Source organism: Georgenia sp. Marseille-Q6866 (assembly GCF_965111665.1).
The window spans coordinates 79669-103876 of record NZ_CBCOOR010000009.1 but is presented as its reverse complement, the minus strand read 5'-3'; the positions used below and the strand labels follow the sequence as shown (position 1 = coordinate 103876).

Annotated in this window: 23 protein-coding genes; 10 read left to right on the top strand and 13 right to left on the bottom strand. The window is 73.6% G+C overall.

Translation table 11 applies throughout. The features are described 5' to 3' along the window. Positions 1-32: 32 nt before the first annotated feature. The gene (locus ACWPXV_RS09525) at positions 33-1088 is read left to right on the top strand and encodes a D-2-hydroxyacid dehydrogenase (RefSeq protein WP_454085017.1); all 1056 of its coding nucleotides are present in this window, start codon (positions 33-35) and stop codon (positions 1086-1088) included. 71 nt (positions 1089-1159) lie between these two features. On the opposite strand, the gene ndk is transcribed toward ACWPXV_RS09525, so the two are convergent. The 9 genes from ndk to ACWPXV_RS09480 all read right to left on the bottom strand — a co-directional run bounded on the left by ndk (position 1160) and on the right by ACWPXV_RS09480 (position 8173). Next, the gene (ndk, locus tag ACWPXV_RS09520) at positions 1160-1585 is read right to left on the bottom strand and encodes a nucleoside-diphosphate kinase (protein WP_454085016.1); all 426 of its coding nucleotides are present in this window, start codon (positions 1583-1585) and stop codon (positions 1160-1162) included. Positions 1586-1595: 10 nt separating this feature from the next. Next, entirely contained in the window at positions 1596-2006 is a 411-nt protein-coding gene (locus ACWPXV_RS09515) for a DUF4233 domain-containing protein (RefSeq protein ID WP_454085015.1), read from the bottom strand. Further along, positions 2003-2809 (bottom strand): HAD-IIA family hydrolase, encoded by an 807-nt coding sequence (locus tag ACWPXV_RS09510; RefSeq protein WP_454085014.1) that lies wholly within the window; start codon positions 2807-2809, stop codon positions 2003-2005. Before ACWPXV_RS09510 ends, ACWPXV_RS09515 begins: the two co-directional genes overlap by 4 nt. A gap of 35 nt (positions 2810-2844) precedes the next feature. After that, positions 2845-3501: an MBL fold metallo-hydrolase gene (locus tag ACWPXV_RS09505; protein ID WP_454085013.1), complete on the bottom strand. Its 657-nt coding sequence runs from the start codon at positions 3499-3501 to the stop codon at positions 2845-2847. Between the two features lie 89 nt (positions 3502-3590). After that, entirely contained in the window at positions 3591-4700 is a 1110-nt protein-coding gene (locus ACWPXV_RS09500) for an S-(hydroxymethyl)mycothiol dehydrogenase (protein ID WP_454085012.1), read from the bottom strand. A gap of 79 nt (positions 4701-4779) precedes the next feature. Beyond that, complete coding sequence (gene dhaM, locus ACWPXV_RS09495; protein ID WP_454085011.1) at positions 4780-5463, bottom strand: dihydroxyacetone kinase phosphoryl donor subunit DhaM; 684 nt, start codon at positions 5461-5463, stop codon at positions 4780-4782. Then, on the bottom strand, positions 5460-6113 hold the full coding sequence (gene dhaL / locus ACWPXV_RS09490; protein WP_454085010.1) for a dihydroxyacetone kinase subunit DhaL: 654 nt from the start codon (positions 6111-6113) through the stop codon (positions 5460-5462). The genes dhaM and dhaL overlap by 4 nt, the downstream gene beginning before the upstream one ends. A gap of 7 nt (positions 6114-6120) precedes the next feature. After that, a complete protein-coding gene (gene dhaK / locus ACWPXV_RS09485) occupies positions 6121-7122 on the bottom strand; it encodes a dihydroxyacetone kinase subunit DhaK (RefSeq protein ID WP_454085009.1) in 1002 nt (333 codons plus the stop codon). Positions 7123-7312: 190 nt separating this feature from the next. After that, positions 7313-8173, bottom strand: a complete 861-nt coding sequence (locus tag ACWPXV_RS09480) for a class I SAM-dependent methyltransferase (protein ID WP_454085008.1) — start codon at positions 8171-8173, stop codon at positions 7313-7315. A gap of 147 nt (positions 8174-8320) precedes the next feature. Between ACWPXV_RS09480 and ACWPXV_RS09475 the strand changes: the two genes are divergently transcribed. Further along, positions 8321-8992, top strand: coding sequence for a winged helix-turn-helix transcriptional regulator (locus tag ACWPXV_RS09475; RefSeq protein ID WP_454085007.1), 672 nt, complete (start codon positions 8321-8323; stop codon positions 8990-8992). A gap of 3 nt (positions 8993-8995) precedes the next feature. Here the strand turns inward: ACWPXV_RS09475 and ACWPXV_RS09470 are convergent, their stop codons facing one another. Together ACWPXV_RS09470 and ileS are read right to left on the bottom strand one after the other, a co-directional pair. Next, positions 8996-10570, bottom strand: coding sequence for a bifunctional folylpolyglutamate synthase/dihydrofolate synthase (locus ACWPXV_RS09470; protein ID WP_454085056.1), 1575 nt, complete (start codon positions 10568-10570; stop codon positions 8996-8998). 53 nt (positions 10571-10623) lie between these two features. Continuing rightward, entirely contained in the window at positions 10624-13857 is a 3234-nt protein-coding gene (ileS, locus tag ACWPXV_RS09465; RefSeq protein WP_454085006.1) for an isoleucine--tRNA ligase, read from the bottom strand. Positions 13858-14244: 387 nt separating this feature from the next. Between ileS and ACWPXV_RS09460 the strand changes: the two genes are divergently transcribed. From ACWPXV_RS09460 to ACWPXV_RS09440, 5 genes are all read left to right on the top strand, one after another. Then, positions 14245-14544, top strand: a complete 300-nt coding sequence (locus ACWPXV_RS09460) for a hypothetical protein (RefSeq protein WP_454085005.1) — start codon at positions 14245-14247, stop codon at positions 14542-14544. Then, the gene (locus tag ACWPXV_RS09455; RefSeq protein ID WP_454085004.1) at positions 14544-15707 is read left to right on the top strand and encodes a hypothetical protein; all 1164 of its coding nucleotides are present in this window, start codon (positions 14544-14546) and stop codon (positions 15705-15707) included. The genes ACWPXV_RS09460 and ACWPXV_RS09455 overlap by 1 nt, the downstream gene beginning before the upstream one ends. Then, positions 15707-16405 (top strand): hypothetical protein, encoded by a 699-nt coding sequence (locus tag ACWPXV_RS09450; RefSeq protein WP_454085003.1) that lies wholly within the window; start codon positions 15707-15709, stop codon positions 16403-16405. Before ACWPXV_RS09455 ends, ACWPXV_RS09450 begins: the two co-directional genes overlap by 1 nt. After that, a complete protein-coding gene (locus tag ACWPXV_RS09445) occupies positions 16402-17064 on the top strand; it encodes a hypothetical protein (protein ID WP_454085002.1) in 663 nt (220 codons plus the stop codon). The genes ACWPXV_RS09450 and ACWPXV_RS09445 overlap by 4 nt, the downstream gene beginning before the upstream one ends. A gap of 341 nt (positions 17065-17405) precedes the next feature. Further along, on the top strand, positions 17406-19484 hold the full coding sequence (locus tag ACWPXV_RS09440) for a DUF222 domain-containing protein (RefSeq protein ID WP_454085001.1): 2079 nt from the start codon (positions 17406-17408) through the stop codon (positions 19482-19484). Positions 19485-19633: 149 nt separating this feature from the next. On the opposite strand, the gene ACWPXV_RS09435 is transcribed toward ACWPXV_RS09440, so the two are convergent. Further along, entirely contained in the window at positions 19634-20398 is a 765-nt protein-coding gene (locus ACWPXV_RS09435) for an SDR family oxidoreductase (RefSeq protein WP_454085000.1), read from the bottom strand. A gap of 77 nt (positions 20399-20475) precedes the next feature. Here ACWPXV_RS09435 and proC point away from each other — a divergent pair, with 77 nt between their 5' ends. Further along, complete coding sequence (gene proC, locus ACWPXV_RS09430) at positions 20476-21291, top strand: pyrroline-5-carboxylate reductase (RefSeq protein WP_454084999.1); 816 nt, start codon at positions 20476-20478, stop codon at positions 21289-21291. A gap of 51 nt (positions 21292-21342) precedes the next feature. Here the strand turns inward: proC and ACWPXV_RS09425 are convergent, their stop codons facing one another. Then, the gene (locus ACWPXV_RS09425; protein WP_454084998.1) at positions 21343-22143 is read right to left on the bottom strand and encodes a helix-turn-helix transcriptional regulator; all 801 of its coding nucleotides are present in this window, start codon (positions 22141-22143) and stop codon (positions 21343-21345) included. A gap of 168 nt (positions 22144-22311) precedes the next feature. On the opposite strand from ACWPXV_RS09425, the gene ACWPXV_RS09420 reads away from it, so the two are divergent. Further along, complete coding sequence (locus tag ACWPXV_RS09420) at positions 22312-22539, top strand: hypothetical protein (protein WP_454084997.1); 228 nt, start codon at positions 22312-22314, stop codon at positions 22537-22539. A gap of 165 nt (positions 22540-22704) precedes the next feature. Next, on the top strand, positions 22705-24126 hold the full coding sequence (locus ACWPXV_RS09415; protein ID WP_454084996.1) for a sugar porter family MFS transporter: 1422 nt from the start codon (positions 22705-22707) through the stop codon (positions 24124-24126). The last annotated feature ends 82 nt before the right edge of the window (positions 24127-24208 follow it).

The window sequence follows — 24208 nt, the reverse complement described above, 5'->3', positions numbered from 1 at the left end:
CGGCCCCCGCCGCCCCCACAGAAGGAGTTCCCGTGCCGGACCACACCCTCAAGGTGGCGCTCGGCGTCACCCTCGACGACGCGTCGGTCGAGCTCGTCCTCCGTCGCGAGCCGCGCATCGAGCTGCTGCGCGGACCCGGGCTCACCCCGCCGTGGCGCTGGAGCGGCGACTGGGAGGGGGACCCCGACTGGCGCCGCGACCCGGCGCAGCAGCGTGCCTTCGAGGCCCTGCTCGACGACGCGGACGCGCTCTTCGGGATCCCCGACGTCTCGCCCGAGGCGCTCGCCCGGACCGTGCGCAGCAACCCGCGGCTGCGGTGGGTCCACACGACCGCCGCGGGCGGCGGCGGCCAGGTCAAGGCCGCACGGCTCACTGCCGAGGAGCTCGGGCGCGTCACCGTGACGACGAGCGCGGGCATGCACGCCGAGACGCTCGCCGAGTGGGCTCTCTTCGGTGTGCTCGCCGGCGCGAAGGACCTGCGGCGGCTCGAGGCCGACCAGGCGTCACGCACGTGGGGCGACGGCCGGCGCCTCATGCGGCACGTGAGCGAGATGACGGTCCTCGTCGTCGGGCTCGGCGGCATCGGTCGCGTCGTCGCGCAGCGCTTCGCGGCGCTGGGCGCCACCGTCTGGGGCACGAGCCGCCGGCACGAGCCCGTCGAGCACGTCGACCGCGTCGTGCGGCTCGACGACCTCGCCGCCGCGGCGGCGCAGGCGGACGCGATCGTGTCGGCGTTGCCGGGCACCGACCGGACGACCGGCCTCCTCGGGGCCGAGGTCTTCGGCGGCCTGCGGCCCGGCACCCTCTTCGTCAACGTCGGCCGAGGGACCGTCGTCGACGAGGCCGCGCTGGTCGAGGCCCTCGACGCCGGCCGCGTCGGGTTCGCGGCGCTCGACGTCACGGCCGTGGAGCCGCTGCCCGTCGACAGTCCGCTGTGGGGCCACCCGAGCGTGCTCCTCAGCCCTCACACCGCGGCACTCTCCGAGCAGGAGCCGCGCCGGATCGCCGCACTCTTCGCCGAGAACGCCACGCGGCTGCTGGACGGCCGGCCGCTGCGCAACGTCATGGACACGCGGGAGTTCTACTGACCCACGCCCCACGACGCCGAGAGCTGAGCCGTCCCGGGGAACAACTCAGCTCTCGGCGCGGACGGGGTGGGTCAGAGCGTGGGGAACCAGAGGGAGATCTCGCGCTCGGCCGACTCCGGGGAGTCGGAGCCGTGGACGAGGTTCTGGATCACCTGGGTGTCCCACGCGCGAGCGAGGTCGCCGCGGATGGTGCCGGGGGCCGCCGTCGTCGGCTCGGTGGTGCCGGCGAGGGAGCGGAAGCCCTCGATGACGCGGTCGCCCTCGACGACGGCGGCGACGAGCGGGCCGGAGCCCATGAACTCGACGAGCGGCTCGAAGTGGGGACGCCCGCGGTGCTCGGCGTAGTGCTCGCCGAGGAGCTCGGCGTCGGCGCTGCGCATCTCGAGGGCGACGATGCGGTAGCCCTTGGCCTCGATGCGGCGCAGGACCTCCCCGACGAGGGAGCGCTGGACGCCGTCGGGCTTGATGAGGACGAGGGTGCGTTCGGTGGAAGTCACGCGACCGACACTACCGGCCCGTCGCGGCCTCTCCCGCGCCACGGCGCTCCTCGTGCTCGCGCTCGGCGTCCTCCCGCTCGACCCGCTCGCCGTCGATCTGCCCGCCGACGCGCAGGCACACGAGCCACAGCACGGCGAAGACGCCGCCGATCGCGAACATCATCGGCACGACGAACCCGGTGGCGATGAGCGCGAGCTGGAGCAGCGAGCCGAGGACGTACCCGACAGCGCCGCGCCGCACGAGCGCGCCGGCGAGGACGGCCCACAGCGCGAGCACCGCGCCGCCGACGACGATCTCGCGCACCGAGGCGAGGCGCAGGCCGTAGGCGACGAGGCCGGCGAAGAGGACGACCATCGCCTCGCTCAGCAGGAGCGTGGCGGCGAACAGGGCGCGCGCGCTGCGCCGGGGACGGCGGGTCACCGGTCCGCCTGCGGGGCGTACTCGGCGACGAGCGGCGTGACGTCGGCGATGGAGTCGACGACGCGGGTGGGCACGAAGGGGAAGCGGTCCACCTGCTCGGGGCGGGTGGAGCCGGTGAGCACGAGGATGGTGCGCATCCCGGCCTCGAGGCCGGACACGACGTCGGTGTCCATCCGGTCCCCGATCATCACGGTGGACTCCGAGTGCGCGTCGATGCGGTTGAGGGCGCTACGCATCATGAGCGGGTTGGGCTTGCCGACGAAGTACGGCTCGACGCCGGTGGCCCGGGTGATGAGGGCGGCGACCGCCCCGGTGGCGGGGAGGGTGCCCTCCTGGGAGGGGCCGGGGGGGTCGGGGTTGGTCGCGATGAAGCGCGCCCCCGCCTCGATGAGCCGGATCGCGCGGGTGATCGCCTCGAAGGAGTACGTGCGGGTCTCGCCGAGGACGACGTAGTCGGGGGCGACGTCGGTCATCGTGTACCCGATGTCGTGCAGCGCGGTGGTGAGCCCGGCCTCGCCGACGACGTAGGCGCTGCCCCCGCGGCGCTGGCCGTCGAGGAACTGGGCCGCGGCCATCGCCGAGGTCCAGATCGCGTCCTCGGGGATGTCGATGCCCCCGGCGCGCAGCCGCGCGCGCAGGTCGCGCGGCGTGAAGATCGAGTTGTTCGTCAGGACGAGGAAGCGCCGCCCCGAGTCGATGAGGGCCTGGATGAACTCGGCGGCACCGGGGATGGCCTGCTGCTCGTGGACGAGCACGCCGTCCATGTCGGTCAGCCAGCTCTCTACGGGCTTGATCTCGCTCATGGCCCCTATCGTGCCCTACCGGCCGGGCCGGGCGGTCAGTGCCCGCGGTCGACCCACTCCTGCAGGTGCGGCTTCTCGGCCCCGACGGACGTCGCGTCCCCGTGGCCGGTGAGCACCTCCGTCGACTCGGGCAGCGTGAGGATGCGCTCGCGGATCGACTCGATGATCGTCGGGAAGTCGGAGTAGGAGCGGCCGGTCGCGCCGGGCCCGCCGTTGAAGAGGGTGTCCCCGGAGAAGAGGACGCCGCCCTCCCCCAGGTCCGGTGCGTGGAAGCACGTCGAGCCGGGCGAGTGGCCGGGGGTGTGCAGGGCGGTGAGCGTGACCCCCGCGACGGTGATCTGCTGCCCGTCGGCGATCTCCTCGTCCGCCGTCGTGCCGGGGTAGACCTGCTCCCACAGCATCGTGTCGGCCGGGTTGAGATGGACCGGAGCGCCCACCTGGGCCGCGACCTCGCGCACCGCGCGGATGTGGTCGTCGTGGCCGTGGGTGAGCAGGACGGCGACGACGCGACGGCCGCCCACCGCCTCGACGACGGCGGCCGGGTCGTGCGCCGGGTCGATGACGACGCACTCGGTGTCGTCACCGACGATCCACACGTTGTTGTCGACGTCCCAGGTCCCGCCGTCGAGCGAGAAGGTGCCGCTGGTGACGAGGTTCTCGACGCGGACGCGTCCGCTGCTGTCCGTGCGCACGGGGTGGTCATCGGGTGGCTCCCATCGGGTCGGGTGACGGCCGGTAACAACTCAGCTGTCGGCGATAAGGGGTGAGGGGTGGCGGCGGGTCAGGTCGCGGGCGGGTCGTTGATCTCGACGACGGAGCGCAGCACCTTGCCGGCGGCCATCTTGTCGAAGGCGGGCTCGACGTCGTCGATGCCGATGCGCTCGGTGACGAAGCCGTCGAGGTCGAGGCGGCCCAGGCGGTACTGCTCGACGAGCATGGGGAAGTCCCGCGAGGGCAGGGTGTCGCCGTACCACGCGGACTTGATCGCCCCGCCGCGGCCGAAGACCTGGTCGAGCGGGATCTCCCACGTCGTGCCGGGGTCCGGCACGCCGACGAGGACGACGCGGCCGGCGAGGTCGCGGGCCTCGAAGGCCTGGGCGAAGGTGGCAGCGACCCCGACGGCGTCGACGACGACGTCCGCGCCGAAGCCACCGGTGTGCTCGCGGATCGCCTCGACCGGGTCCTGCTCGCGCGAGTTGACGGTGTGGGTCGCGCCGAAGCGGCGGGCGGTGGCGAGCTTCTCGTCGTCGAGGTCGACGGCGACGATCGTCGTGGCACCGGCCAGCACGGCACCGGCGACCGCTGCCATGCCGACCCCGCCGCAGCCGATGACGGCCACCGACTCCCCGCGCTGCACGGCACCGGTGTTGAGGACGGCGCCGATGCCGGCCATGACGCCGCAGCCGAGCAGGCCGAGGGCGGCGTACTGCTCGGGGGCGATGTCGCCCTCGATCTTCGTGCACTGGCCGGCGGCGACGAGCGTCTTCTCGGCGAAGGCGCCGATGCCCAGCGCCGGGCTGAGCTCGGTGCCGTCCTGCAGGGTCATCTTCTGCGTCGCGTTGTGGGTGGCGAAGCAGTACCAGGGCTGGCCCTTGCGGCACGCGCGGCACTCCCCGCACACGGCGCGCCAGTTGAGGATGACGCGGTCCCCGACGGCGATCTCGGTGACGCCCTCACCGACGGCGGAGACGACGCCGGAGGCCTCGTGGCCGAGGAGGAAGGGGAAGTCGTCGCTGACCCCGCCGACCTTGTAGTGGAGGTCGGTCTGGCACACGCCGCACGTGACGACGTCGACGAGCGCCTCCCCCGGCCCCGGGTCGGGGACGAGGATCGTCTCCACGGTGGCGGGGGCGTTCTTCTCCTTGACGACGACGGCCTTGACCTCGTGCATGGGGTTGGGTTCCCTTCGGGCGACGGTGCGGTCGGGGTGAGCGCTCCAGCCACCATAACCATGTCCCGCCGAGGCGGCGCTACTCCTCCCCGAAGCCCTCGTCGACGACCTGGGCGACGGCGTCGAGGACGTGCTCGGCCTGCGGGCCGCTGGCCCGGACCGTCATCGTCGCCCCGCCCGCGAGCCCGAGCCCGATGAGGGCGAGCACGCTGGCGCCGTCCACGCCGTTGACCTCGACGTGGGCGTCGAAGCCGGCGACGAGGCGGGCGAGCTGCGCGGCAGGACGGGCGTGCAGGCCGAGGCGGTTGCGCAGCTGGAGGACCCGCTCGAGGACCTCCCCGTCCCGTGCCGGGCCGGCGGGGCCGCTGCGCTGGGCGGCGGCGAAGGACAGGGCAGCCTCCTCGGCGGCACGCCGCACCTCCTCCGGGCCGGCGCCGCCCTGCGCGGCGACGGCGGCGGCGACGGTGCCCTCGACGAGCGGGGCGTCGGCGAGCAGCACGCGGTCGTCGTCGACCATCTCGAGGACGGACTCGGCGGTCATCGTCGCCGAGCCGAGGTCGGTGAGGACGACGACGCCGTCACCCCCGTCGGCGGTGAGCTCACCGACCGCGGTGAGGAGCTTGTCGAAGCTCGTGCCGATGCGGCCGTCGTCCGTCCCGCCGGCCGGTCGGAGGAGGACGTCGGGCGCCATCTGCGCCGCCACCTCGCACAGCCCCTGGGCGAGCTGCGCGGAGTGGGAGACGACGACGATCGCCGTCGTCACTGCCCCGTCCCCGCTCCCCCCGCGGCAGCGTCGGCGGCGGCGCGCAGGATGAGGGCGCTGGACTGGGCGCCGGGGTCGCGGTGGCCGGCCGAGCGCTCCCCGAGGTAGCTGGCGCGGCCCTTGCGGGCGACCATCGGCTCGGTGGCCTCCGCGCCCGCGGCGGCGGCGTCGGCGGCGGCCTCGAGGGCGGCCCGGGCGCTGCCCCCCTGCTCGGCGACCGCACCGGCGGCCTCGGCGGCCGGGCGCAGCGCGTCGACCATCGTCTTGTCCCCGGCCTCCGCCCGGCCGCGCGCCGTCACGCCCTCGACGGCGCCGGTGAGCAGCGCCGCGACCCCCGCCGCGTCGACCGGCCCGTCGCCCAGGGCGGTGGCGGCCCGGAGGAACGCGGTGCCGTACAGGGGGCCGGCAGCCCCGCCCACCGTGGACATGAGGGTGGTGGCGATGAGCTTGAGGGCCGCCGTCGGGGAGTCCGGGGAGGCGTCGGCGAGCTTGGCGCTCACGGCGGTGAAGCCGCGGTCGAGGTTGTCGCCGTGGTCGCCGTCGCCGATGGCGCGGTCGAGCTCCATGAGCGCGATCCGGTTCTCGGAGACGGCGTGCTGCGCGAGCTCGGCCCAGCGCAGCACCCAGGAGGTGTCGAGCGTGTCGTCCATGCGGTCCTCACATTCCCTGACGCAGTGCCACGGTGTGGGCAGGAGCGTCCCACAGCGTGATGAGCTCCTCGTCCAGCGGCATGACGCTGATGCTCGCGCCCGCCATGTCGAGGGAGGTGACGTAGCTGCCGACGAGCGAGCGCACGACGCTCGCGCCGCGCTCCTCGAGCAGGCGCCGGGCGGCGCCGTAGAGCACGTACAGCTCGAGGGCGGGAGTGGCGCCCATGCCGTTGACGAGGAGGAGGACCTCGCGCCCGGACACGTCGCCGAGGTCGGCGAGCACGGCGTCGAGGAGCAGCGCGGCAGTCTCGTCGGCCGGCACGGCCTTGACCCGCTTGCGGCCCGGCTCGCCGTGGATCCCGATGCCGAGCTCGACCTCGTCGTCCTCGAGGTCGAAGGACAGGCGGCCGGCGGCCGGCACGGTGGGCGCGTGGAGGGCGATGCCCATCGTCCGCACGGCCGCGGCGGTGCGCTCGGCGACGGCGACGACGGCGTCGAGGTCGTCGCCGCGCTCGGCGGCGGCCCCGGCGATCTTCTCCACGACGAGCGTGCCGGCCACGCCGCGGCGCCCAGCCGTCCACGTCGAGTCCTCCACGGCGACGTCGTCGGCGACGAGGACGCTGCGCACCGTCAGCCCCTCGGCCTCACCGAGCTCGGCCGCGACCTCGAAGTTGAGGACGTCGCCCGTGTAGTTCTTGACGATCTGGATCACCCCCGCACCGCCGTCGGCGGCCTGCATGGCGGCGAGGATCGGCTCCGGGCTCGGGGAGGTGAAGACGGCGCCGGGGACGGCGGCGTCGAGCATGCCGGTCCCGACGAACCCGGCGTGCAGCGGCTCGTGGCCGCTCCCGCCGCCGGAGACGAGCCCGACCTTGCCGCTGACGGCACCGCCGGCGCGGGAGACGAACAGGGGGTCGGTGCTGGCGGTGAGGATGTCGCCGTGCGCGGCCACGAGGCCGGCGACGGACTGGGTGACGACGTCACCCGGGTCGTTGATGAGCTTCTTCACTGCGGTCTCCCTCGTCGTCGTGGGACGGCGCGCACTGCCGCGCCGCACCAGTGGCCTCCTCCCGGCGGGCTGACGCAGGCCGGTGAGGACCCCCGCCTCACCACACGGTACTCGGCCGGTGCGACACGAGCCGCTGGTTCCACGCACGCGCGCAGGGCGGCCGGGGTGCGACCGCCCTGCGCGGCGTAGCTCAGCGGCGCCGCCCGACGAGGAGCAGGTACTCCCAGCCCATGGTGAACCCGCCCGTCTCGCGGCGGCCGAACCGGTCGGCGACGCCGGTCAGCGCGGCGTCGAGACCGGCGACGGCCTCGGCGTCTCCGGCGTGCGCGCGGTAGAGCGCCACGGTCGGGCCGTAGCTCGTGGCGAAGAAGTCCCGGAAGTGCTCGGGCCCGGTGAACCGGTCGACCGTGAGGATGCGGCGCGCGGCGGTGCGGACCTCGACCTCGTCCCCGAGGAGGGCGCGCACGTGCTGCTCGTCGCCCCAGCGGGGCGCCGGCTGGGCGCCCGGGGGCGGGGCCGGGGCGAAGGGCCGCACGGCCGCGAACAGCTGACCGATGAAGCCCTCGGGGGTCCACGCGGTGAGCGCGAGCGTCCCGCCCGGTCGCACGACGCGGACGAGCTCGTCCGCGGCCCGCTGGTGGTGCGGGGCGAACATCACCCCGACGCAGGAGGTGACGACGTCGAAGGAGGCGTCCGGGAAGGGCAGGTCCTCCGCGTCGGCCTCGACCCACTCGACGGTGGCACCGAGCAGCTGGGCCCGTGCCGCGCCCGCCTCGAGGAGCGCGGGCGTGAGGTCGGCGGCGACCACGCGGGCGCCGGTGAGCGCGGCGCGGACGGCGACGTTGCCGGACCCGGCGGCGACGTCGAGGACGGTCTGGCCGGGGCCGGTCCCGGCCTCGGCGACGAGCTCGGCGCCGAGGGCCGGGATGACCTCGTCGGCGACGGCCGGGTAGTCGCCCAGCGCCCACATGGCGCGGTGCCGGGCCTTGAGCTCCCGGTCGGCGGTGGTGGCGGTGGTGGTGGTAGTGGTGGTGACGGTGGACGGTGTCATGGCGAAGCCCCTTTCACGGTGACTGGTGTCCCCAGGGTCCGGCGGCCCGCGAACCGGCTCCAGTGCCAGCTCTGTAGCGTCGGCGGTTCTCGATCTGTACTTGTCGCGGGCAGGCGGGCGGGCGTGTACTGGTCACCGGAGGCTGCGATGACGAGCTACGGCCAGTTCTGTCCTGTTGCCAAGGCGATGGAGATCCTCGACGAGCGCTGGACGCTCCTCGTCGTCCGGGAGATGCTGGCCGGCAGCCGCCACTTCAACGAGCTGCGCCGGGGTGTCCCGCGCATGTCCCCCGCCCTGCTGTCCAAGCGCCTGCGCACTCTCGAACGAGCGGGCCTCGTGCGGCGCGAGAGCGAGCGGGGCAAGCTCGGCTACGCCCTCACCGACGCCGGCCGCGACCTCGAGGGCGTGGTGGGCGCCCTGGGGGTGTGGAGCCTGCGGTGGATCGGCGACCTGGGCGAGGAGGACCTCGACCCCCATCTGCTGTTCTGGGACATGCGCCGGACCATTCCCGTCGAGGCGTGGCCGCGGACCCGCACGGTGCTCGCCTTCCACCTCACCGACCTGCCACCGGGCGCCGCGGCGTGGTGGCTCGTCGTCGCCGGCGACGAGGTCGACGTCTGCGACTACGACCCCGGCTTCGACGTCACGGTCGACGTCGAGACGTCCCTGCGCACGCTCGTCGAGCTGTGGCGCGCCGACACGAGCTGGGAGCGCGCGCTCGGCTCGGGCGCGGTGCGGCTCACCGGCCCGAGCGACGCCCGGCGCGCGGTCCCCGGGTGGCTGGGCCGGATGCGCCTCGCGGACCTCGCCGGCGCGTAGCGGTCAGCTGCCGCGCCGCAGGAGGAACCGCGCCTCCCCGACGAGGACGACCGAGCCGGTGACGAGGACGGCGCCGCCCGGCTCGCCGCCGTACTCGGCCCTGGCCGCCGCGAGGTCGATGGCCTCGTCGATCCTGTCGGTGACGTGGACCCGCTCGGGGTCGAAGATCTCGCGGGCGAGCTCGGCGAGGTCCTCGACGTCGTGCGCCCGGTCGGTCGCCGCCCGGGTGAGGACGATCTCGGTGAGCATCGGCTCGAGGCCGGAAAGGATGCCCTCGGCGTCCTTGTCGGCCATGAGACCGACGACGCCGACCACGCGGCGCAGGTCGAAGGACTCCTCGAGGGCGGCGCGCAGCACCTCGACCCCGGCGGGGTTGTGGGCGGCGTCGACGAGGACGGTCGGGCTCGTGCGGACGAGCTCGAGGCGGCCGGGTGAGTCGACGGAGGCGAGGGCGTGCTCGACGACCTCCCCGCTCAGCGAGCCACCGCCGAAGAACGCCTCGACGGCGGCGACGGCGAGCAGCGCGTTGTGCGCCTGGTGGGCGCCGTGGAGCGGGAGGAAGACGTCGGTGTAGGTGGCGGCCGGAGTGCGCAGGACCAGCATCTGCCCGCCGACGGCGAGCTGGCGGTCGACGACCTCCATGTCCTGCCCGTCGACGACGAGCCGGGCTCCCAGGGCCTGGACGGCGTCCCGGACGACGGGGACGACCTCCTCGTGCTGCTCGGCGCTCACGACCGTGGAGCCGGGCGTGAGGATGCCGACCTTCTCAGCGGCGATCTCCGGCAGCGTGTGCCCGAGCCACTGCTCGTGGTCGCGGGAGATGGGCGTGAGGATCTCCACGACGCCGTCGGCGACGTTCGTCGCGTCCCAGCGCCCGCCCATGCCCGTCTCGACGACGGCGACGTCCACCGGCGCGTCGGCGAAGGCCGCGTAGCCCATGACGACGAAGACCTCGAAGAAGCTCAGCCGCGGCCCGCCCCCGGCGCGGGAGCGCTCGTCGACCATCTCGATGTACGGCGCGACGTCCTCCCACGTGCGGAGGAAGGCCTCGGGGCTGATCGGCTCGCCGTCGAGGGCGATGCGCTCGCGCACCGTCGACAGGTGCGGGGAGGTGAACCGTCCCGTCCGCAGGCCGCGCTCGCGCAGCAGCCGCTCGACGACGCGCGCCGTCGACGTCTTGCCGTTGGTGCCGGCGATGTGGATGACGGGGTAGGCGCGCTGCGGCTCGCCGAGGAGGTCGAGGACCTCCCGGACCCGGTCGAGGCTGGGCTGGACGTCGTGCTCGGGGGCCCGGGTGAGGATCTCGGTGTAGACGCGGTGGACCTCCGTCTCGGCCTGGGCGCGAGCGACCGGGTCGACGACGACGGTGACGTCCGGCGAGGCGAGGACGTCGTCGACGACCGTGGGGTCGGGCCCGCTGAACAGCCCGGAGGAGACGAGCTCCTGGGCGGCGCGGTCGTGCTCGGCCTGGACCTCGCGGGCGGCGAGCTCGGTGCTGTCGGGCGTCGCCGCGCTCGCCGGCGTGGGGCCGCTCGTCGCCGGAGGGGCGGCGTGGTCGCCGGTCCGTCGGGAGAGCATCTCCCGGCGGGCGCGGTCGTCGCTGTCCTCGGGACGCTGGTCATCACGGTTCGTCACGGCTGTGCCACCTCCAGGCGGACGGCGATCTCATCGGTGGGGCTGACGTCGACGGTGAGGGAGACCGCGAGGGTCTCCTCGGTGACGAGGTCGGCGTGGTTCTCGATCCAGCGGGCGTAGCGCCCGGGGACGTCGACGGCGAGGGTGATCCGGTCGGTGACGTGCAGGCCGGCGGCCTTGCGCTCGTCCTGGACCCGGCGCACGACGTCGCGGGCCACGCCCTCGGCGAGGAGCTCGTCGTCCAGGGCGGTGTCGAGGACGACGAAGCCGCCGCCGTCGAGCACGCCCGCGGCGCGCTCGTCCCCGGCACGGTCCTCGACCTCCGTGGTGAGCGTGTACTCCTGCTCCTCCAGGGCGATGCCGTCGACGACGACGCCACCGTCGGTCTGCTCCCACGCCCCCGAGCGGGCGGCCCTGATGACGCGCTGGACGTCCTTGCCGAGCCGGGGGCCGGCGGCGCGGGCGTTGACGGTGAGCCTGGTGTAGACGCCGTACTCCTGGGCGGTGTCGTCGGCGAGCGAGCGCAGCTCGACGGCCTTGACGTTGACCTCGTCGGCGATGAGCCGGGCGAAGGGCTCGAGCGCCGCGGGCTCGTCGGTGACGACCTGCAGGGCACGCAGCGGCTGACGCACGCGCAGCCCGCCGGCCTTGCGCAGGCCGAGGGTGGTGGAGACGACGTCGCGCACGCGGTCCATCGTCGCGACGAGCTCGTCGGCGCCGAAGGCGTCGTCGAGCACCGGCCAGTCGGTGAGGTGGACGCTGCGCCCGCCGGTGAGCCCGCGCCACACCTCCTCGGTGATGAGCGGGGCGAGGGGCGCCATGACCCGCATGAGCACCTCGAGCGCGGTGTGGAGGGTGTTGAAGGCGGCCTCGTCCTCCTCCCAGAACCGGTCCCGGGAGGTACGCACGTACCAGTTGGTGAGGACGTCGAGGTGCTCGCGGATCGCCTGGCAGGCGCCGGGCACGTCGTAGGCCTCGAGCATTGTGCGCACGTCCGCGGCGAGGGTGCGCGTGCGCGCAAGGAGGTAGCGGTCCATCACCGGCAGGCCGGCCGCCTCCTCGGGCGTCACCTCGCGGCCCACGCGGCCCTGCCCGCCGTTGGCGGCGCCCGCGTACAGGGAGAGGAAGTACCAGGTGTTCCACACCGGCAGGAGCACCTGGCGCACGTTCTCCCGGATGCCCTCCTCGGTGACGACGAGGTTGCCGCCGCGCAGGATCGGGGAGGCCATGAGGAACCAGCGCATCGCGTCGGAGCCGTCGCGGTCGAAGACCTCGTTGACGTCGGGGTAGTTGCGCAGCGACTTGCTCATCTTGCGGCCGTCGGAGCCCAGGACGATGCCGTGGGAGACCGAGGTGGTGAAGGCCGGGCGGTCGAAGATCGCCGTCGCCAGGACGTGCAGCGTGTAGAACCAGCCGCGGGTCTGGCCGATGTACTCGACGATGAAGTCGCCCGGGTTGTGGTGCTCGAACCACTCGGCGTTCTCGAAGGGGTAGTGCACCTGGGCGTAGGGCATCGACCCGGAGTCGAACCACACGTCCAGGACGTCGGGGATGCGGCGCATCGTCGACGTGCCGGTCGGGTCGTCCGGGTTCGGGCGGGTGAGCTCGTCGATGAAGGGGCGGTGGAGGTTGGGCTCGCCGTCGCGGCCCACCGGCAGGCGCCCGAAGTCCGCCTCGAGCTCGGCGAAGGAGCCGTAGACGTCGATGCGGGGGTGCTCCGGGTCGTCCGACACCCAGACCGGGATCGGGGTGCCCCAGTAGCGGTTGCGGGAGATCGACCAGTCGCGGGCGCCGGCCAGCCAGTTGCCGAACTGGCCGTCCTTGATGTGGTCCGGGACCCAGGTGATCTGCTGGTTGAGCTCGACCATCCGGTCGCGGAACTCGGTGACGCGGACGAACCAGCTCGTCACCGCCTTGTAGATGAGCGGCTGGCGGCAGCGCCAGCAGTGCGGGTAGGAGTGGTCGTAGGTCTCCTGGCGCACGAGGACCGGCCGCTCGGCCTCCGGCCGGCGGCCGATCGGGCCGGTGGCGTTCTTGAGGTCGGCGATGATCGCGCGGTTCGCCTCGAGCACCTGCGTGCCGGCGTAGTCGGCGACGTCGGAGGTGAAGCGGCCGCCGTCGTCGACGGGGACGACGGTGCCGATGCCGGCGGCGGCGGACACGGCCATGTCGTCCTCACCGAAGGCCGGGGCCTGGTGGACGATGCCGGTGCCGTCCTCGGTGGAGACGTAGTCGGCGGTGAGGACCGTCCACACGTTCTCGCCCAGGTCCTCGCGGCCGACGAAGTAGTCGAAGACGGGCGCGTAGCGGCGCCCGGCGAGCTCGCGGCCCGTCACGGTGGCGACGACCTGCGGCTCCTCGCCGAGCTCGCGGGCGAAGGCGCCGACGCGGGCGGCGGCGAGGAGGACCTTCTCGCCCGCGAGCGCCCCCTCGGAGGGGACGACGGTGACGTACTCGACGTCCGGCCCGACGGCGAGGGACAGGTTGGAGGGCAGGGTCCAGGGCGTCGTCGTCCAGATGAGGGCGAGCTCGCCGCTCTCGAGGCGCAGCCCCACCGTGACCGCCGGGTCCTGACGCATCTGGTAGACGTCGTCGTCCATGCGCAGCTCGTGGTTGGACAGCGGGGTCTGGTCGTTCCAGCAGTAGGGCAGCACCCGGTAGCCCTCGTAGGCCAGGCCCTTGTCGTAGAGCTGCTTGAAGGCCCAGATGACCGACTCCATGTAGGAGGGGTCGAGCGTCTTGTAGTCGTTGTCGAAGTCCACCCAGCGGGCCTGGCGGGTGACGTACTCGCGCCACTCCCCCGTGTAGCGCAGCACCGAGTCCTCGCAGGCCTTGTTGAAGGCCTCGATGCCCATCTCCTCGATCTCGGACTTGTCCGTGATCCCCAGGGTGCGCTCGGCCTCGAGCTCGGCCGGCAGGCCGTGGGTGTCCCAACCGAAGCGGCGCTCCACCCGGCGCCCGAGCTGGGTCTGGAAGCGCCCGACGACGTCCTTGACGTACCCGGTGAGGAGGTGGCCGTAGTGCGGCAGGCCGTTGGCGAACGGCGGGCCGTCGTAGAAGACGAACTCGTTGCTGCCGTCCTCGCCGGCCGGCCGGTTGTCGACCGACGCCTGGAAGGTGCCGTCGGCCGCCCAGTGGGCGAGCACCTGCTGCTCGAGCTCGGGGAACCGCGGGGAGGCCGGGACCTCACCGCTGGTCTGGTGGCGCGGGTAGCGGGGGGTGGTGGCCATGGTGGTGGTGCTCCTCGTCGTCGTTCGCGTCGCTGCGAGGACGACGACGTACCCGCCCTGGCGGGTCCGCTGCCGCGGTACCACCTCGCTTGCCGCCGGGTCCTTGGCCGGAGCCGTGGCCCGGAGCCACTCTCGCGCGGATGTGACGGTCCGCTGCCGGCCGGTTCTACTGGGGGCTCGCGCCCCGTTCTTCCGGCGGCTCACCGGTGATGGCCGGGTCGATGCCTGTGCCCGGAAGTGTAGCCGCTCGCGGCAGCGGCACGGCGACCGGGCGGCACATGGGGAGTTCTCCCTATGCCCACCGCTGTCCATCGCTCGCGGTGCTCGCCATGATGGTCCCCGGCAGGCGTGCACCGGGCACGTCAGCGGCGAGAGAGAGGCGCACACGTGGTCGACCTGTTCATCGACGGCGACGCCCTGGCAGCCACGAGGACGACGCTGGAGAACATCCGCGAGACCCTGTCCGGCGCGGCCGGGGCGATGTCCGCCGTCCCCGGGGACGTCACGGGGCACGACGCCCTGCGGCAGCAGCTCAGCAGCTTCGGCGAGGAGTGGAACCACGGCATCGGGGAGCTCTCCGAGGTCTCCGGCAACGGTGCCGAGGGGCTCGCCGCGATCGCACAGGGCTTCGCCGACCTCGACGCGGCCCTCAAGGCCTCCATCGACGGCACCGGCGGTGAGGGCTGATGGTCGCCAGGTCCTTCCCCTCCCTCGGCTTCGACCCCACGCCGGGCAGCGTCGTCTCCGCCGAGTCGGTCGCCGAGCAGGTCCGCACCACCGCCGCCCGCATCCGCGAGGCCGCGGACGTCCTCGGCGGCACCGGCCAGCAGGACTGGCAGGGCGAGACCGCCACCGCCTTCCACGAGACGATGTCCGGCGAGCTGACGCCCCGGGTCGTCACGGCCGCCGACAGCTTCGAGGCCGCGGCCGCCGCCCTGGAGACGTGGGCGTCCTCGCTGGTCACCTTCCAGCAGCGGGCCGACGACCTTGAGACCCGCGCCGCGACCGCGATCACCAACGTGTCGAACGCCGCCGACGACCTCACCGCCGCCCAGCAGAGCGAGGACCCGGACGTCGACACCGACGGGCCGGCCAACCAGCTCACCGCGGCGACCGGCGAGCTCGACCAGATCCGTCTCGAGGCCCAGGGGCTCGCGGAGACCTACGCGGGTGAGGCGGAGTACGTCGCGTCATGCCTGTCCTGCGCCGCCGGGGACGCCCCGGACTCGAGCATGTGGGACAGCTTCACCGACTGGCTCGGTGACGTCGAGGACTGGTTCCAGGACTACGTCCTGCCGGTGCTCGAGGACATCATCGACATCCTCGCGGTCGTCGTCGCCGTCGCGGCGATCATCGCGCTCATCGTCTCCGGACCGGTCGGCTGGCTCGGCATGGCCGGCCTCGTCCTCGGCGGTGCGGCGGTCGCCGTCGACTTCCTCCAGTTCGCCGGCGGCCGTGAGGACGCCACCGAGATGCTCACCGGCGCGCTCGGCCTGCTCGCCGGCGCGGGCCTCGGCAAGATCGTCCAGGGCCTCGGCACGATGGCGGTGAACTCGGGCGGGATGTCCGGGCTCGTCCCGGCGGTCGCCGGCATCTCCCGGGGCACGGGCGGCGCCGGTGCCACGGCGACGGCGGCTCTGTCCTTCAACCCCGTGGGGCCGATGGCGACGTGGGGCTACGTCACCGGCCGCACGTACGAGGAGAGCAAGAGCGTCTTCGACACGCAGGAGAGTCTCAACGACGTCGGCAACCCGCTGGGTCGGACGTTCGAGCGCTTCGGCAACCTCTTCGGCGGGCACGGCTTCGTCACCGACGAGCAGCAGCGCGACATCGCCGATCGGAACGACTGATGACCGTGGCCACCGCCCCGAAGCAGTTCTGGGTCCCCACCCCGCCCGGCTGGGTGGAGATTGCCGCCTTCGACACCGACGCCCGCGCCGAGGCGCACTGGCGCGACATGATCGAGCCCGCCCGGGAGCACCTCGGGGATGGTCCCACCGACCACCTCTACGTCGGTCTGCGCGAGGCCCGGGCAGCGGTCGCCGGCACCGGTGTCACCTCCGCGGGCGTCGTTCTGACGGAGGTCGACGACAAGCCGGCCGTGTGGACCTTCTCGACGACGATGGAGCACGTGCCGAGCGGGGAGGTCAACCCCGTCGCGCTCGTCGAGCGCGCCGTCGGGACCGCGGGCACCGTCGAGCGCGTCGAGGACATCACGCTCGTCGACGGGCGCACGGCGGTCCAGGCCTTCCTCACCCTCACCCCGCAGACCCGGCTCGGACGGGCGCACGGGTCCGCGGCGCCGCGGCCGGCCACGGGCACCCCGCCCGTGGAGCGGCTCGGCTGCTGCGTCGTCGCCGTCGCCCTCCCGGGGCGTCCGCACGACCTCGTCCTCGTCACGGGCAGCTCCCCCGACACCGAGCACCGTCCGCTGCTCGCGCACGTCGTCAGCGCGATCGCGGCCGGGGTGCACGTCGGGACGGAGCCGCCGGAGGGGGTCGCCAAGGCCAGCGGTGTGCTGCCGGTCAACGGACCGACGCAGTCGTGAGGTACCTGCCGGCGACGGTCGAGCCCTACGTCGTCGCCGCGGAGCGTGGAGAGACCGGGGGCGGGCGCCGGCCGGCCGTCCACGCCCTCGTCCGGGAGTACACCGGTGCCCCTCGTATCCTCACCGGTGTGGGCCTGTGGCTTGGCGTCGTCGCGGCACTCGCGCTCGCCGTCGTCGGCTGCGTCGCCGTCCTCGACCTCGTCGTCGGCACCGGGAGTGCAGCGGCCGCTGCCGCTGGTGCCGTCGCCGTGCTCGCCGCCCTCGCCGGCGGATCCCTCGCCGCTGCCCGCGCCCGCGACCTGCTCCGCGCGGGTGCCCGCCTGTCCCGCGCCGCCGAGGCGTGGATGACGAGCAGCCCGGCGCGGCAGTCGGGTCTCGCGCACCGTGCCCACGGCCTCCTCTCCGCCCTCCGCCCCGAGCTCTTCCCGCGGGTCGTCCTCGGCAGTCTCGGCGCACTGGCCGCGGTGCTGTCCGCGTGCGCGGTCGGCTACTCCCTCTGGCAGCTGGCCGAGGGCACGCCCGACGGCGCGCTCCACGCGCTCCTGGCCGCCGCGTGCGCCGTTGTCGCCGTCGTCTGCGCCGTCCCTGCCGTCGCGCTGTGGCGCGGGTCCCGGCGAGTCCAGCGCGGCCTCGTCCACGACCCCGCGGCGACGGCGTAGGTGGGGGCTTCAGCCCTTCTCGACCAGCACGGCCGGTCAGAGCACCGATCGCTCCGGTGGTCGGACAGGGCCAGTCCGTCCCGGACACCGCTGGCTGCCATCGTCCGATCGCCAGGAACGGTGTCCCACCGGTAGGTCACCGGGCGGGGTCTACCGGGGAAGGCCGGACTTGAGCCCCGACATCGGCGCTGGTCAACGCCGAACTTGCCCCTCCCCGGACTGAGGAAGTCGGAGCTCCGCTAAAGGCCCCTGATGGGTGGCGGGCTCGGATGTCAGTGGTCGGTCATAGCCTTGGAGCAGGACGGCAGAGCAGTCGAGAACCCGCAGAGGGGGTGGGGTCGGTGAGCACCATCGATGACTTCGACCCGCACGCGGCTTGGCTCGAGGACCCGAGCACTCACGAGCAGGTCGGCGAGCACTCCGCGCGCCGTCTGGAGGAGCTGTGGGCCCAGGAGGAGGACGCGGCCGACGTGTACCTCGACGGCGGGGACACGCCGCCGCCGTCGATGGTCACCACCGAGCAGCTGAGCTTCGAGCCGGTCCAGCCGGTGTCGGCCCAGGCCCTGGCGGGCATGGCCCCCGACGGTCAGCTCCTCGCCGAGCTCGAGGACATCGACCCCCGCGAGGTGGACGAGTACTACCTGGTGGAGATGGCCGCCGGCTACCAGCGCATCGCCGCGTGGGCCACCGCCAAGCTCACCCGGGTGGCCGGTGAGCTCTCCCGGCGGCCGCTCATGACCGGCAGCGGGGCCCTGCCCTCACACGTCAAGGCCGGGAACATGGCCGCCGACGAGCTCGCTCCGCGGCTGGGGCTGAGCCGCTTCGCCGCGCAGCGGATCGTGAGCAACGCCCGCGCCTTCGAGAACGTCTTCGCCCTCACCGGTCAGGCACTGGCCGTGGGACACCTCGACGCCCGCAAGGCCACGACGATCGTCTCGATGCTCGAGGACTACCCCGTCGAGATCGCGGTCCTGGTCCAGGACTGCGTCATCGACGACGCCGGGACCCAGACCCACAGCCAGCTCGTCGAGGCCATCAAAAAGGCCGTCATCGCCGTCAGCCACGACGACGCCGACCTCTTCCACGCCAAGGCCCGCGCCAAGCGACGGGTCGAGCACCCCCGCCCGCTGCCCGACGGCATGGCCTGCATCCGCGCGGTCCTGCCGGCCACCGACGCCGCGGCCATCGACCTCGCGCTCGAGGCAGCCGCCCGCTCCGCCCAGGCCGGCGGCGATGACCGCACCCTCGACCAGCTCCGCGCGGACATCCTCTCTCTCATGGGCCACACCGCGCTCGAGCTCGGGTACGTCGGACTGCCACCAGGCCCCACCGTGGCCGGCGAACAGCCGGCACCCCGGCCGGCGCCCGACCGGCCGGCCGCACCCCAGCCAGCGCCCGGCCGGCCAGGGGTACCTGAGCGCGACCCGTCGCCGGCACAGACCGGCCGCTCAGACGACACGACGGCGCCGAGCAGCCCAACGGTCGAGGAGGCCCCCGCCACCGACGCCCCTGTGGCGCTCCCAGGCCCATCCGCACCGGCCCCCGACCAGGGTGCCGCAGACCGGCTCACGCCGCCGGGCACCACGGGCCCCGATCCGACTGCTCCCGACCCACCAAGCCACCGGTCTGAGGGGACAGGTGCGCCCAGAGTCGACTCCTCCACCACCGCAGCACCACCCGAGCCACCCGAGCCGCCCGAGCCGCCCGAGCCACCCGCGGATGCTCCGCCGCCCGGCAGCGCCGGGACCGTCCCCCGCCGCTGGCACATGCCGGTGGGCCGCATCGGCGGGCAGCGCGCCCAGATCCGCGTCCTCGTCCCGCTCTCGGTCCTGCTCCCACCCGACATCGCCAGACAGCTCGGCCTACCGGCATCGAAGCCCGCCGACAGCACCGGCGCGGAGCTCGCCCCGCTGCCCGACGCGGACGCCATGCTCGCCCTCCTCGACCGCGAGCCCGCCGAGGTCGCCGTCCTTGAGGGCTACGGCCCCATCTCCCCCGCCGTCGCCCGCGCCGCGGCACTCGGCGGGACATGGCGCCGGATCGTCACCGACCCGCTCAGCGGCACGGTCCTGGACCACGGACGCACCCGCTACCGGCCACCCGCCGAGCTCGCCGAGCTCATCCGGCTACGGGACGGCACCTGCGTCCGCGCCGGCTGCACCCACTCCGCTCGCCGCTGCCAGCTGGACCACATCGTCCCGTGGACCGCAGGAGGGACCACCTCCATGCTCGGCCTGGAGGACCTCTGCACCCACGACCACATCCTCAAGACCAGCGGCCAGTTCCAGCTCCGCCGCCTGGGCAGCGGCGCCTGCGAGTGGGTAACCCCCAGCGGCCACGTCTACCGCCGCCACCCCGGCGGCCGGGTCACCCGCGAGCGCCGCCGCAGACAGGCCATGCCGGACACCCCGACCTTCTAGGCCGCCACGGCCGGCCGCGTCAGCCGGAGTCGCGGGACCCCTGGATCGCGTCGGCAGCGCGGATGAGGCCGAGGTGGCTGAAGGCCCGACCGGTACGTGCGCAACGCCGCGACAGGAAGTGCAGCCCTCGGTGCTCGGTAGCCGGCCGGCTACCGCTCACGCGCCACGACGGTGTTCGACGCCTGCGCCCGGGGCCGGAGCACCATGAGGTCGACGTTGACGTGGTGCGGGCGGCTCAGCGTCCACGCGATCGCATCCGCGACGTCCTCGGCGACGAGCGGCTCGGCGACGCCCTCGTAGACCTTCGCCGCGGCCTCCTCGTCACCGAGCCGGTTGAGGGCGAACTCCTCGGTGCGCACCATGCCCGGCGCGATCTCGATGACACGCACCGGCTGGCCGACGAGCTCCAGGCGCAGCGTCGTCGCGATGACCCGCTCGGCGTGCTTGGCGGCCACGTAGCCGCCGCCGCCCGGGTAGGTGTCCAGCGCCGCCGTCGACGTCATCACGAGGACGTCCCCGGCCCCGGATGCCCGCAGGTCCGGGAGCAGCGCCTGCGTGAGCCGCAGCGTGGACAGGACGTTCATCTCGTACATCGCCCGCCAGTCCTCGACGCTGCCCGTCTCGACCTGGTCCGCACCGCGAGCGCCACCGGCGTTGTTGACGAGCGCGTGGAGCGGACCACCAGAGCGCACCGCCGCGACGAGGGCGGCGACGTCGTCCTCGTTCGTGAGGTCGGCGGGGACGGCGACGGCGCCGGTCTCCTCGGCGAGCGCGGCGAGCCGGTCCGCACGGCGGGCCGTCGCGACGACGTCCCACCCCTCGGCGCGCAGGCGCCGCACGGTCGCGGCACCGATCCCGCTCGAGGCACCGGTGACGAGGGCGCGGCGGACAGGGGTGGGCTGCGTGGTGTCCATGCCCTTATGGTGCCTGGCCGCGCGGACGGGGCGGCGTGGATACTGGGGTGCGTTCGCAGACGGCAGCGGGAGGCAGCATGACCATCGGGTTCATCGGGGCAGGCACCATGGCCGGCGCCATCGTGCGCGGCGTGACCGCGGCGGGCGTGGTCCCGGGCGGGGACGTGCTCCTCTACGACGTCAACGAGTCCGCGGCCCAGCGCCTCGCCGACGACGTCGGAGCCACCGTGGCGGACTCGGCGGAGGCGGTCGTCGCGGGCAGCGACGTCGTCGTCCTCGCCGTCAAGCCCCAGGTGCTGCCCGCCGTCCTGGGCGACCTGGCGTCCGCCGTCGTCGAGCGTCGCCCGGTGCTCGTGTCCATCGCCGCCGGGATCACGCTCGCAGCCCTCGACACACTGCTGCCCGGCGGTGACGTGCCGGTCGTGCGCGTCATGCCCAACGTCAACGCGATGATCGGCGCCGGCATGGCGGCCCTGTGCGGCAACGAGGCCGCCGGCGAGGCCGACGTCGCACGCGTCGAGGAGATCTTCGCGGCCGTCGGCGGCACCGTCGTCCTCGCGGAGAAGGACTTCGCCACGTACACGGCGATCGCCGGCTCCTCCCCCGCCTTCGTCTTCACCTTCATCGACGCCCTCGCCCGCGGCGCCGTCCGCGACGGGATGCCCAAGGCCCTCGCCACACGCATCGCCGCGCAGGCCGTGCTCGGCAGCGCCCGGATGGTGCTCGAGCGGGCGGACGACGGCGTGAGCCCCGCCGACCTCGTCGACATGGTGTGCTCCCCCGGCGGGACGACAATCGCCGGGATCGTCGCGATGGAGGAGGCCGGCTTCACCCCCGCCGTCGTGCGCGGGGTACGGGCCGTCGTCGACCGGGACCGCGCGCTCGGCGACTGACCCAGCCCCTCGCCGTCGGGTCGTCCTCCTGCCGTCCCCGGTGGGGCGGTCTCAGGTGGCCAACCTGACGTTCCGGGCGATGGTGTCGTCCTGGTCGAGGGCGATCGCGACCGCCTCCCCGCGGTTGTGCACCCCGAGACGCTCGTAGGCGTTCTCCAGGTGCTTGCGCACCGTCCCCTCGGAGATCCCCAGCGCGCGTGCGACGAGCCGGTTCGGCATGCCGAATCTCACCAGGCGCAGGATCTCCAGCTGCCGCGGGGTGAGGGCCGAGGCTGCAACCGTGCGCTCGCTCGCCGCGGCCACGAGCAGCGGCTGCAGGTGCGGATGGAGCAACCGCATGAGGACGAGCTCACGCTCTGTGAACGGGCTGCCCGAGGTCCTGGGGGCGATGATCCGCAAGGACCGGAACGGCCCGACGGGGTGCCCCGCGATGAGCTCGTCCACGTAGTGCAGGATCTCGCGGTTCAGCGGGTCCTCGGCAAGCTCCCGCTCCGTGTACCAGCTGCGGTCGGAGGTGACCACCGCGGCGCCGGTGCGCTCGATGAGGCTGCAGGTGCCGCTCCACCAGGAGCGCTCCCAGAGGTCCGTCGTCGGATCGTCCTCGGGCACTGCAAGGTCCTCGAGCCCGTACAGGGCTCCCTCACCATCCACCATGTCCTGCTGGTGCCACAGGGCCAGCGTCACGGAGTCCATCGCCTGGAACGACACGCCGTCGCAGCCCAGGAGGGGCTCCAGCAGGCGGAGCACCTGGAACGTCGCGTCGACGGGTGACAGGTCGGGGCGCGGCCGGGCGAGGTCGAGGATGTCCCGCAGCGTGGCGATGTCACCCGTGGTGATGTTGCCGTTGACCATCGAGGCCTCCCCGGGCCGAGGCGTTGTCTCACGCTACTCCCCGGGTGGGTGCCAGCGACATACGCGCAACGTCGTATTCCGTCGGCCCCCGCGCGCGCCGGACAGTTGAGGGGTCGACCCGCGACGCCTGGCGTTCGGCAGGCGCACGGCACACCCGAGGAGGTCCTCATGTTCCGCATACGCAGCAAGCGCCACCACATGGTCACAGCGGTTTCCACCACCCTGCTGCTCAGCAGCTGGGGCGCGCTGGAGGCTCCGAGCCCGGCCGGCGACCCCCCGGAGGCGGCGGCCGTGGCCACCTGCGAGGTGACGCCCGAGTCCGGACCGGGCGCGTCGACCGACGACCGCTCCTGGCGCAGCATCACGCCTGGCCTGCTCCTCCACTGGGCCGAGTGACACAGGCCCCGCCCTGCCCGCGGGTGCGGACGCGCGTCGGCTGGTCCCGGCGGGCGTCCGCACCATCTCGCGGGCGGGGTGGAGCGTGGCCCACCGTCTCCACGCGCCGAGTGGCCGTTTCGGCGCTAGCGTCCCCGTGACCGGACGGCGCGACGAGGAGAGGCCATGAGCGACAGCGGCAGCACGATGAACGGACGCATCCTCGGCATCAGCCTGGCAGCGGCCATGGGCGGGTTCCTCTTCGGCTTCGACACGGCCGTCATCAACGGCGCGATCGACGCGATGAGCGAGCAGTTCGGCATCAGCGGCTTCCTCCAGGGCTTCGCGGTCTCCTCTGCACTGCTCGGTTGCGTGGTGGGAGCGTGGCTCGCCGGGCCGATGGCGTCCCGCCAGGGACGCGTGCGCGTGATGATCATCGCCGCCATCCTCTTCCTCGCCTCGGCGATCGGCTCCGGCCTCGCCTTCGGCACCTGGGACCTCATCGCGTGGCGCGCCCTGGGCGGTCTCGGTGTCGGTGCCGCCTCCGTCATCGCCCCGGCCTACATCGCCGAGGTCTCCCCCGCGGACGTCCGCGGCCGGCTCGGCTCCCTCCAGCAGCTGGCGATCGTCCTCGGCATCTTCGCCGCGCTCCTCTCGGATGCCTTCCTCGCCGACGTCGCCGGCGGCGCCGCCCAGGAGCTGTGGCTCGGCCAGGAGGCGTGGCGCTGGATGTTCCTGGCCGAGGCCGTCCCGGCCGCCATCTACGGCCTCCTCGCCCTCACGATCCCCGAGTCCCCGCGCTACCTCGTCGACCAGCACCGCGAGGACGAGGCCGCCGAGGTGCTGCGGAAGTACACCGGCGTCAAGGACACGGCCGCGAAGATCAAGGAGATCCACAACTCCCTCAAGCGGGAGGCCAAGGAGAGCCTGGGCGACCTGCGGGGCGCCTCGATGGGGCTCAAGCCGATCGTCTGGGTCGGCATCGCGCTCGCCGTGTTCCAGCAGTTCGTCGGGATCAACGTCATCTTCTACTACTCCACGTCGCTGTGGCGCTCGGTCGGCTTCGACGAGAGCCAGGCGCTGACGACGTCGGTCATCACCTCGGTGACGAACGTCCTCGTCACCATCGTCGCGATCCTCCTCGTCGACAAGGTGGGCCGCCGCCCGCTCCTCATCGGCGGCTCCATCGGCATGGCCGTGACCCTCGGGACCCTCGCCGTCGCCTTCTCCCAGGCCCAGGGCAGCGGCGAGGACGTCAGCCTGCCCCAGCCCTGGGGCACCGTCGCACTCATCGCCGCGAACCTCTTCGTCGTGTCCTTCGGCGCGACGTGGGGCCCGATCATGTGGGTGATGCTCGGGGAGATGTTCCCCAACAAGATCCGCGCGACCGCGGTCTCGGTCGCCTCCGCGGCGAACTGGCTGGCGAACTTCGCCGTCTCCACCACCTTCCCGACCCTGTCGGAGATCAGCCTCAGCCTCGCCTACGGGCTCTACGCCACCTTCGCCCTCCTCTCCCTGCTCTTCGTCCTGTGGAAGGTGCCCGAGACGAAGGGCCGGGAGCTGGAGGACATGACCGACGACGTCCGGCAGAGCAAGGCACGGACCTAGCTGCGCGCGCCCGGAGGCCCGAGGCGTAGGCTGGTCCGCGGACCCCGGGCCACGCCCGGTGGCGGGCCTCGACCTTGGGCCC

What these genes read in the sequence shown, in the direction of transcription:
- ACWPXV_RS09425 (WP_454084998.1), bottom strand. Translation starts at nt 22,143, where the DNA reads ATGGTCAACGGCAACATCACCACGGGTGACATCGCCACGCTGCGGGAC.
- ACWPXV_RS09450 (WP_454085003.1), top strand. Translation starts at nt 15,707, where the DNA reads ATGACCGTGGCCACCGCCCCGAAGCAGTTCTGGGTCCCCACCCCGCCC.
- proC (WP_454084999.1), top strand. Translation starts at nt 20,476, where the DNA reads ATGACCATCGGGTTCATCGGGGCAGGCACCATGGCCGGCGCCATCGTG.
- ACWPXV_RS09455 (WP_454085004.1), top strand. Translation starts at nt 14,544, where the DNA reads ATGGTCGCCAGGTCCTTCCCCTCCCTCGGCTTCGACCCCACGCCGGGC.
- ileS (WP_454085006.1), bottom strand. Translation starts at nt 13,857, where the DNA reads ATGGCCACCACCCCCCGCTACCCGCGCCACCAGACCAGCGGTGAGGTC.
- dhaL (WP_454085010.1), bottom strand. Translation starts at nt 6,113, where the DNA reads ATGGACGACACGCTCGACACCTCCTGGGTGCTGCGCTGGGCCGAGCTC.
- ACWPXV_RS09435 (WP_454085000.1), bottom strand. Translation starts at nt 20,398, where the DNA reads ATGGACACCACGCAGCCCACCCCTGTCCGCCGCGCCCTCGTCACCGGT.
- ACWPXV_RS09510 (WP_454085014.1), bottom strand. Translation starts at nt 2,809, where the DNA reads ATGAGCGAGATCAAGCCCGTAGAGAGCTGGCTGACCGACATGGACGGC.
- ACWPXV_RS09415 (WP_454084996.1), top strand. Translation starts at nt 22,705, where the DNA reads ATGAGCGACAGCGGCAGCACGATGAACGGACGCATCCTCGGCATCAGC.
- ACWPXV_RS09420 (WP_454084997.1), top strand. Translation starts at nt 22,312, where the DNA reads ATGTTCCGCATACGCAGCAAGCGCCACCACATGGTCACAGCGGTTTCC.
- ACWPXV_RS09480 (WP_454085008.1), bottom strand. Translation starts at nt 8,173, where the DNA reads ATGACACCGTCCACCGTCACCACCACTACCACCACCACCGCCACCACC.
- ACWPXV_RS09500 (WP_454085012.1), bottom strand. Translation starts at nt 4,700, where the DNA reads ATGCACGAGGTCAAGGCCGTCGTCGTCAAGGAGAAGAACGCCCCCGCC.
- ACWPXV_RS09470 (WP_454085056.1), bottom strand. Translation starts at nt 10,570, where the DNA reads ATGCTCTCCCGACGGACCGGCGACCACGCCGCCCCTCCGGCGACGAGC.
- ACWPXV_RS09475 (WP_454085007.1), top strand. Translation starts at nt 8,321, where the DNA reads ATGACGAGCTACGGCCAGTTCTGTCCTGTTGCCAAGGCGATGGAGATC.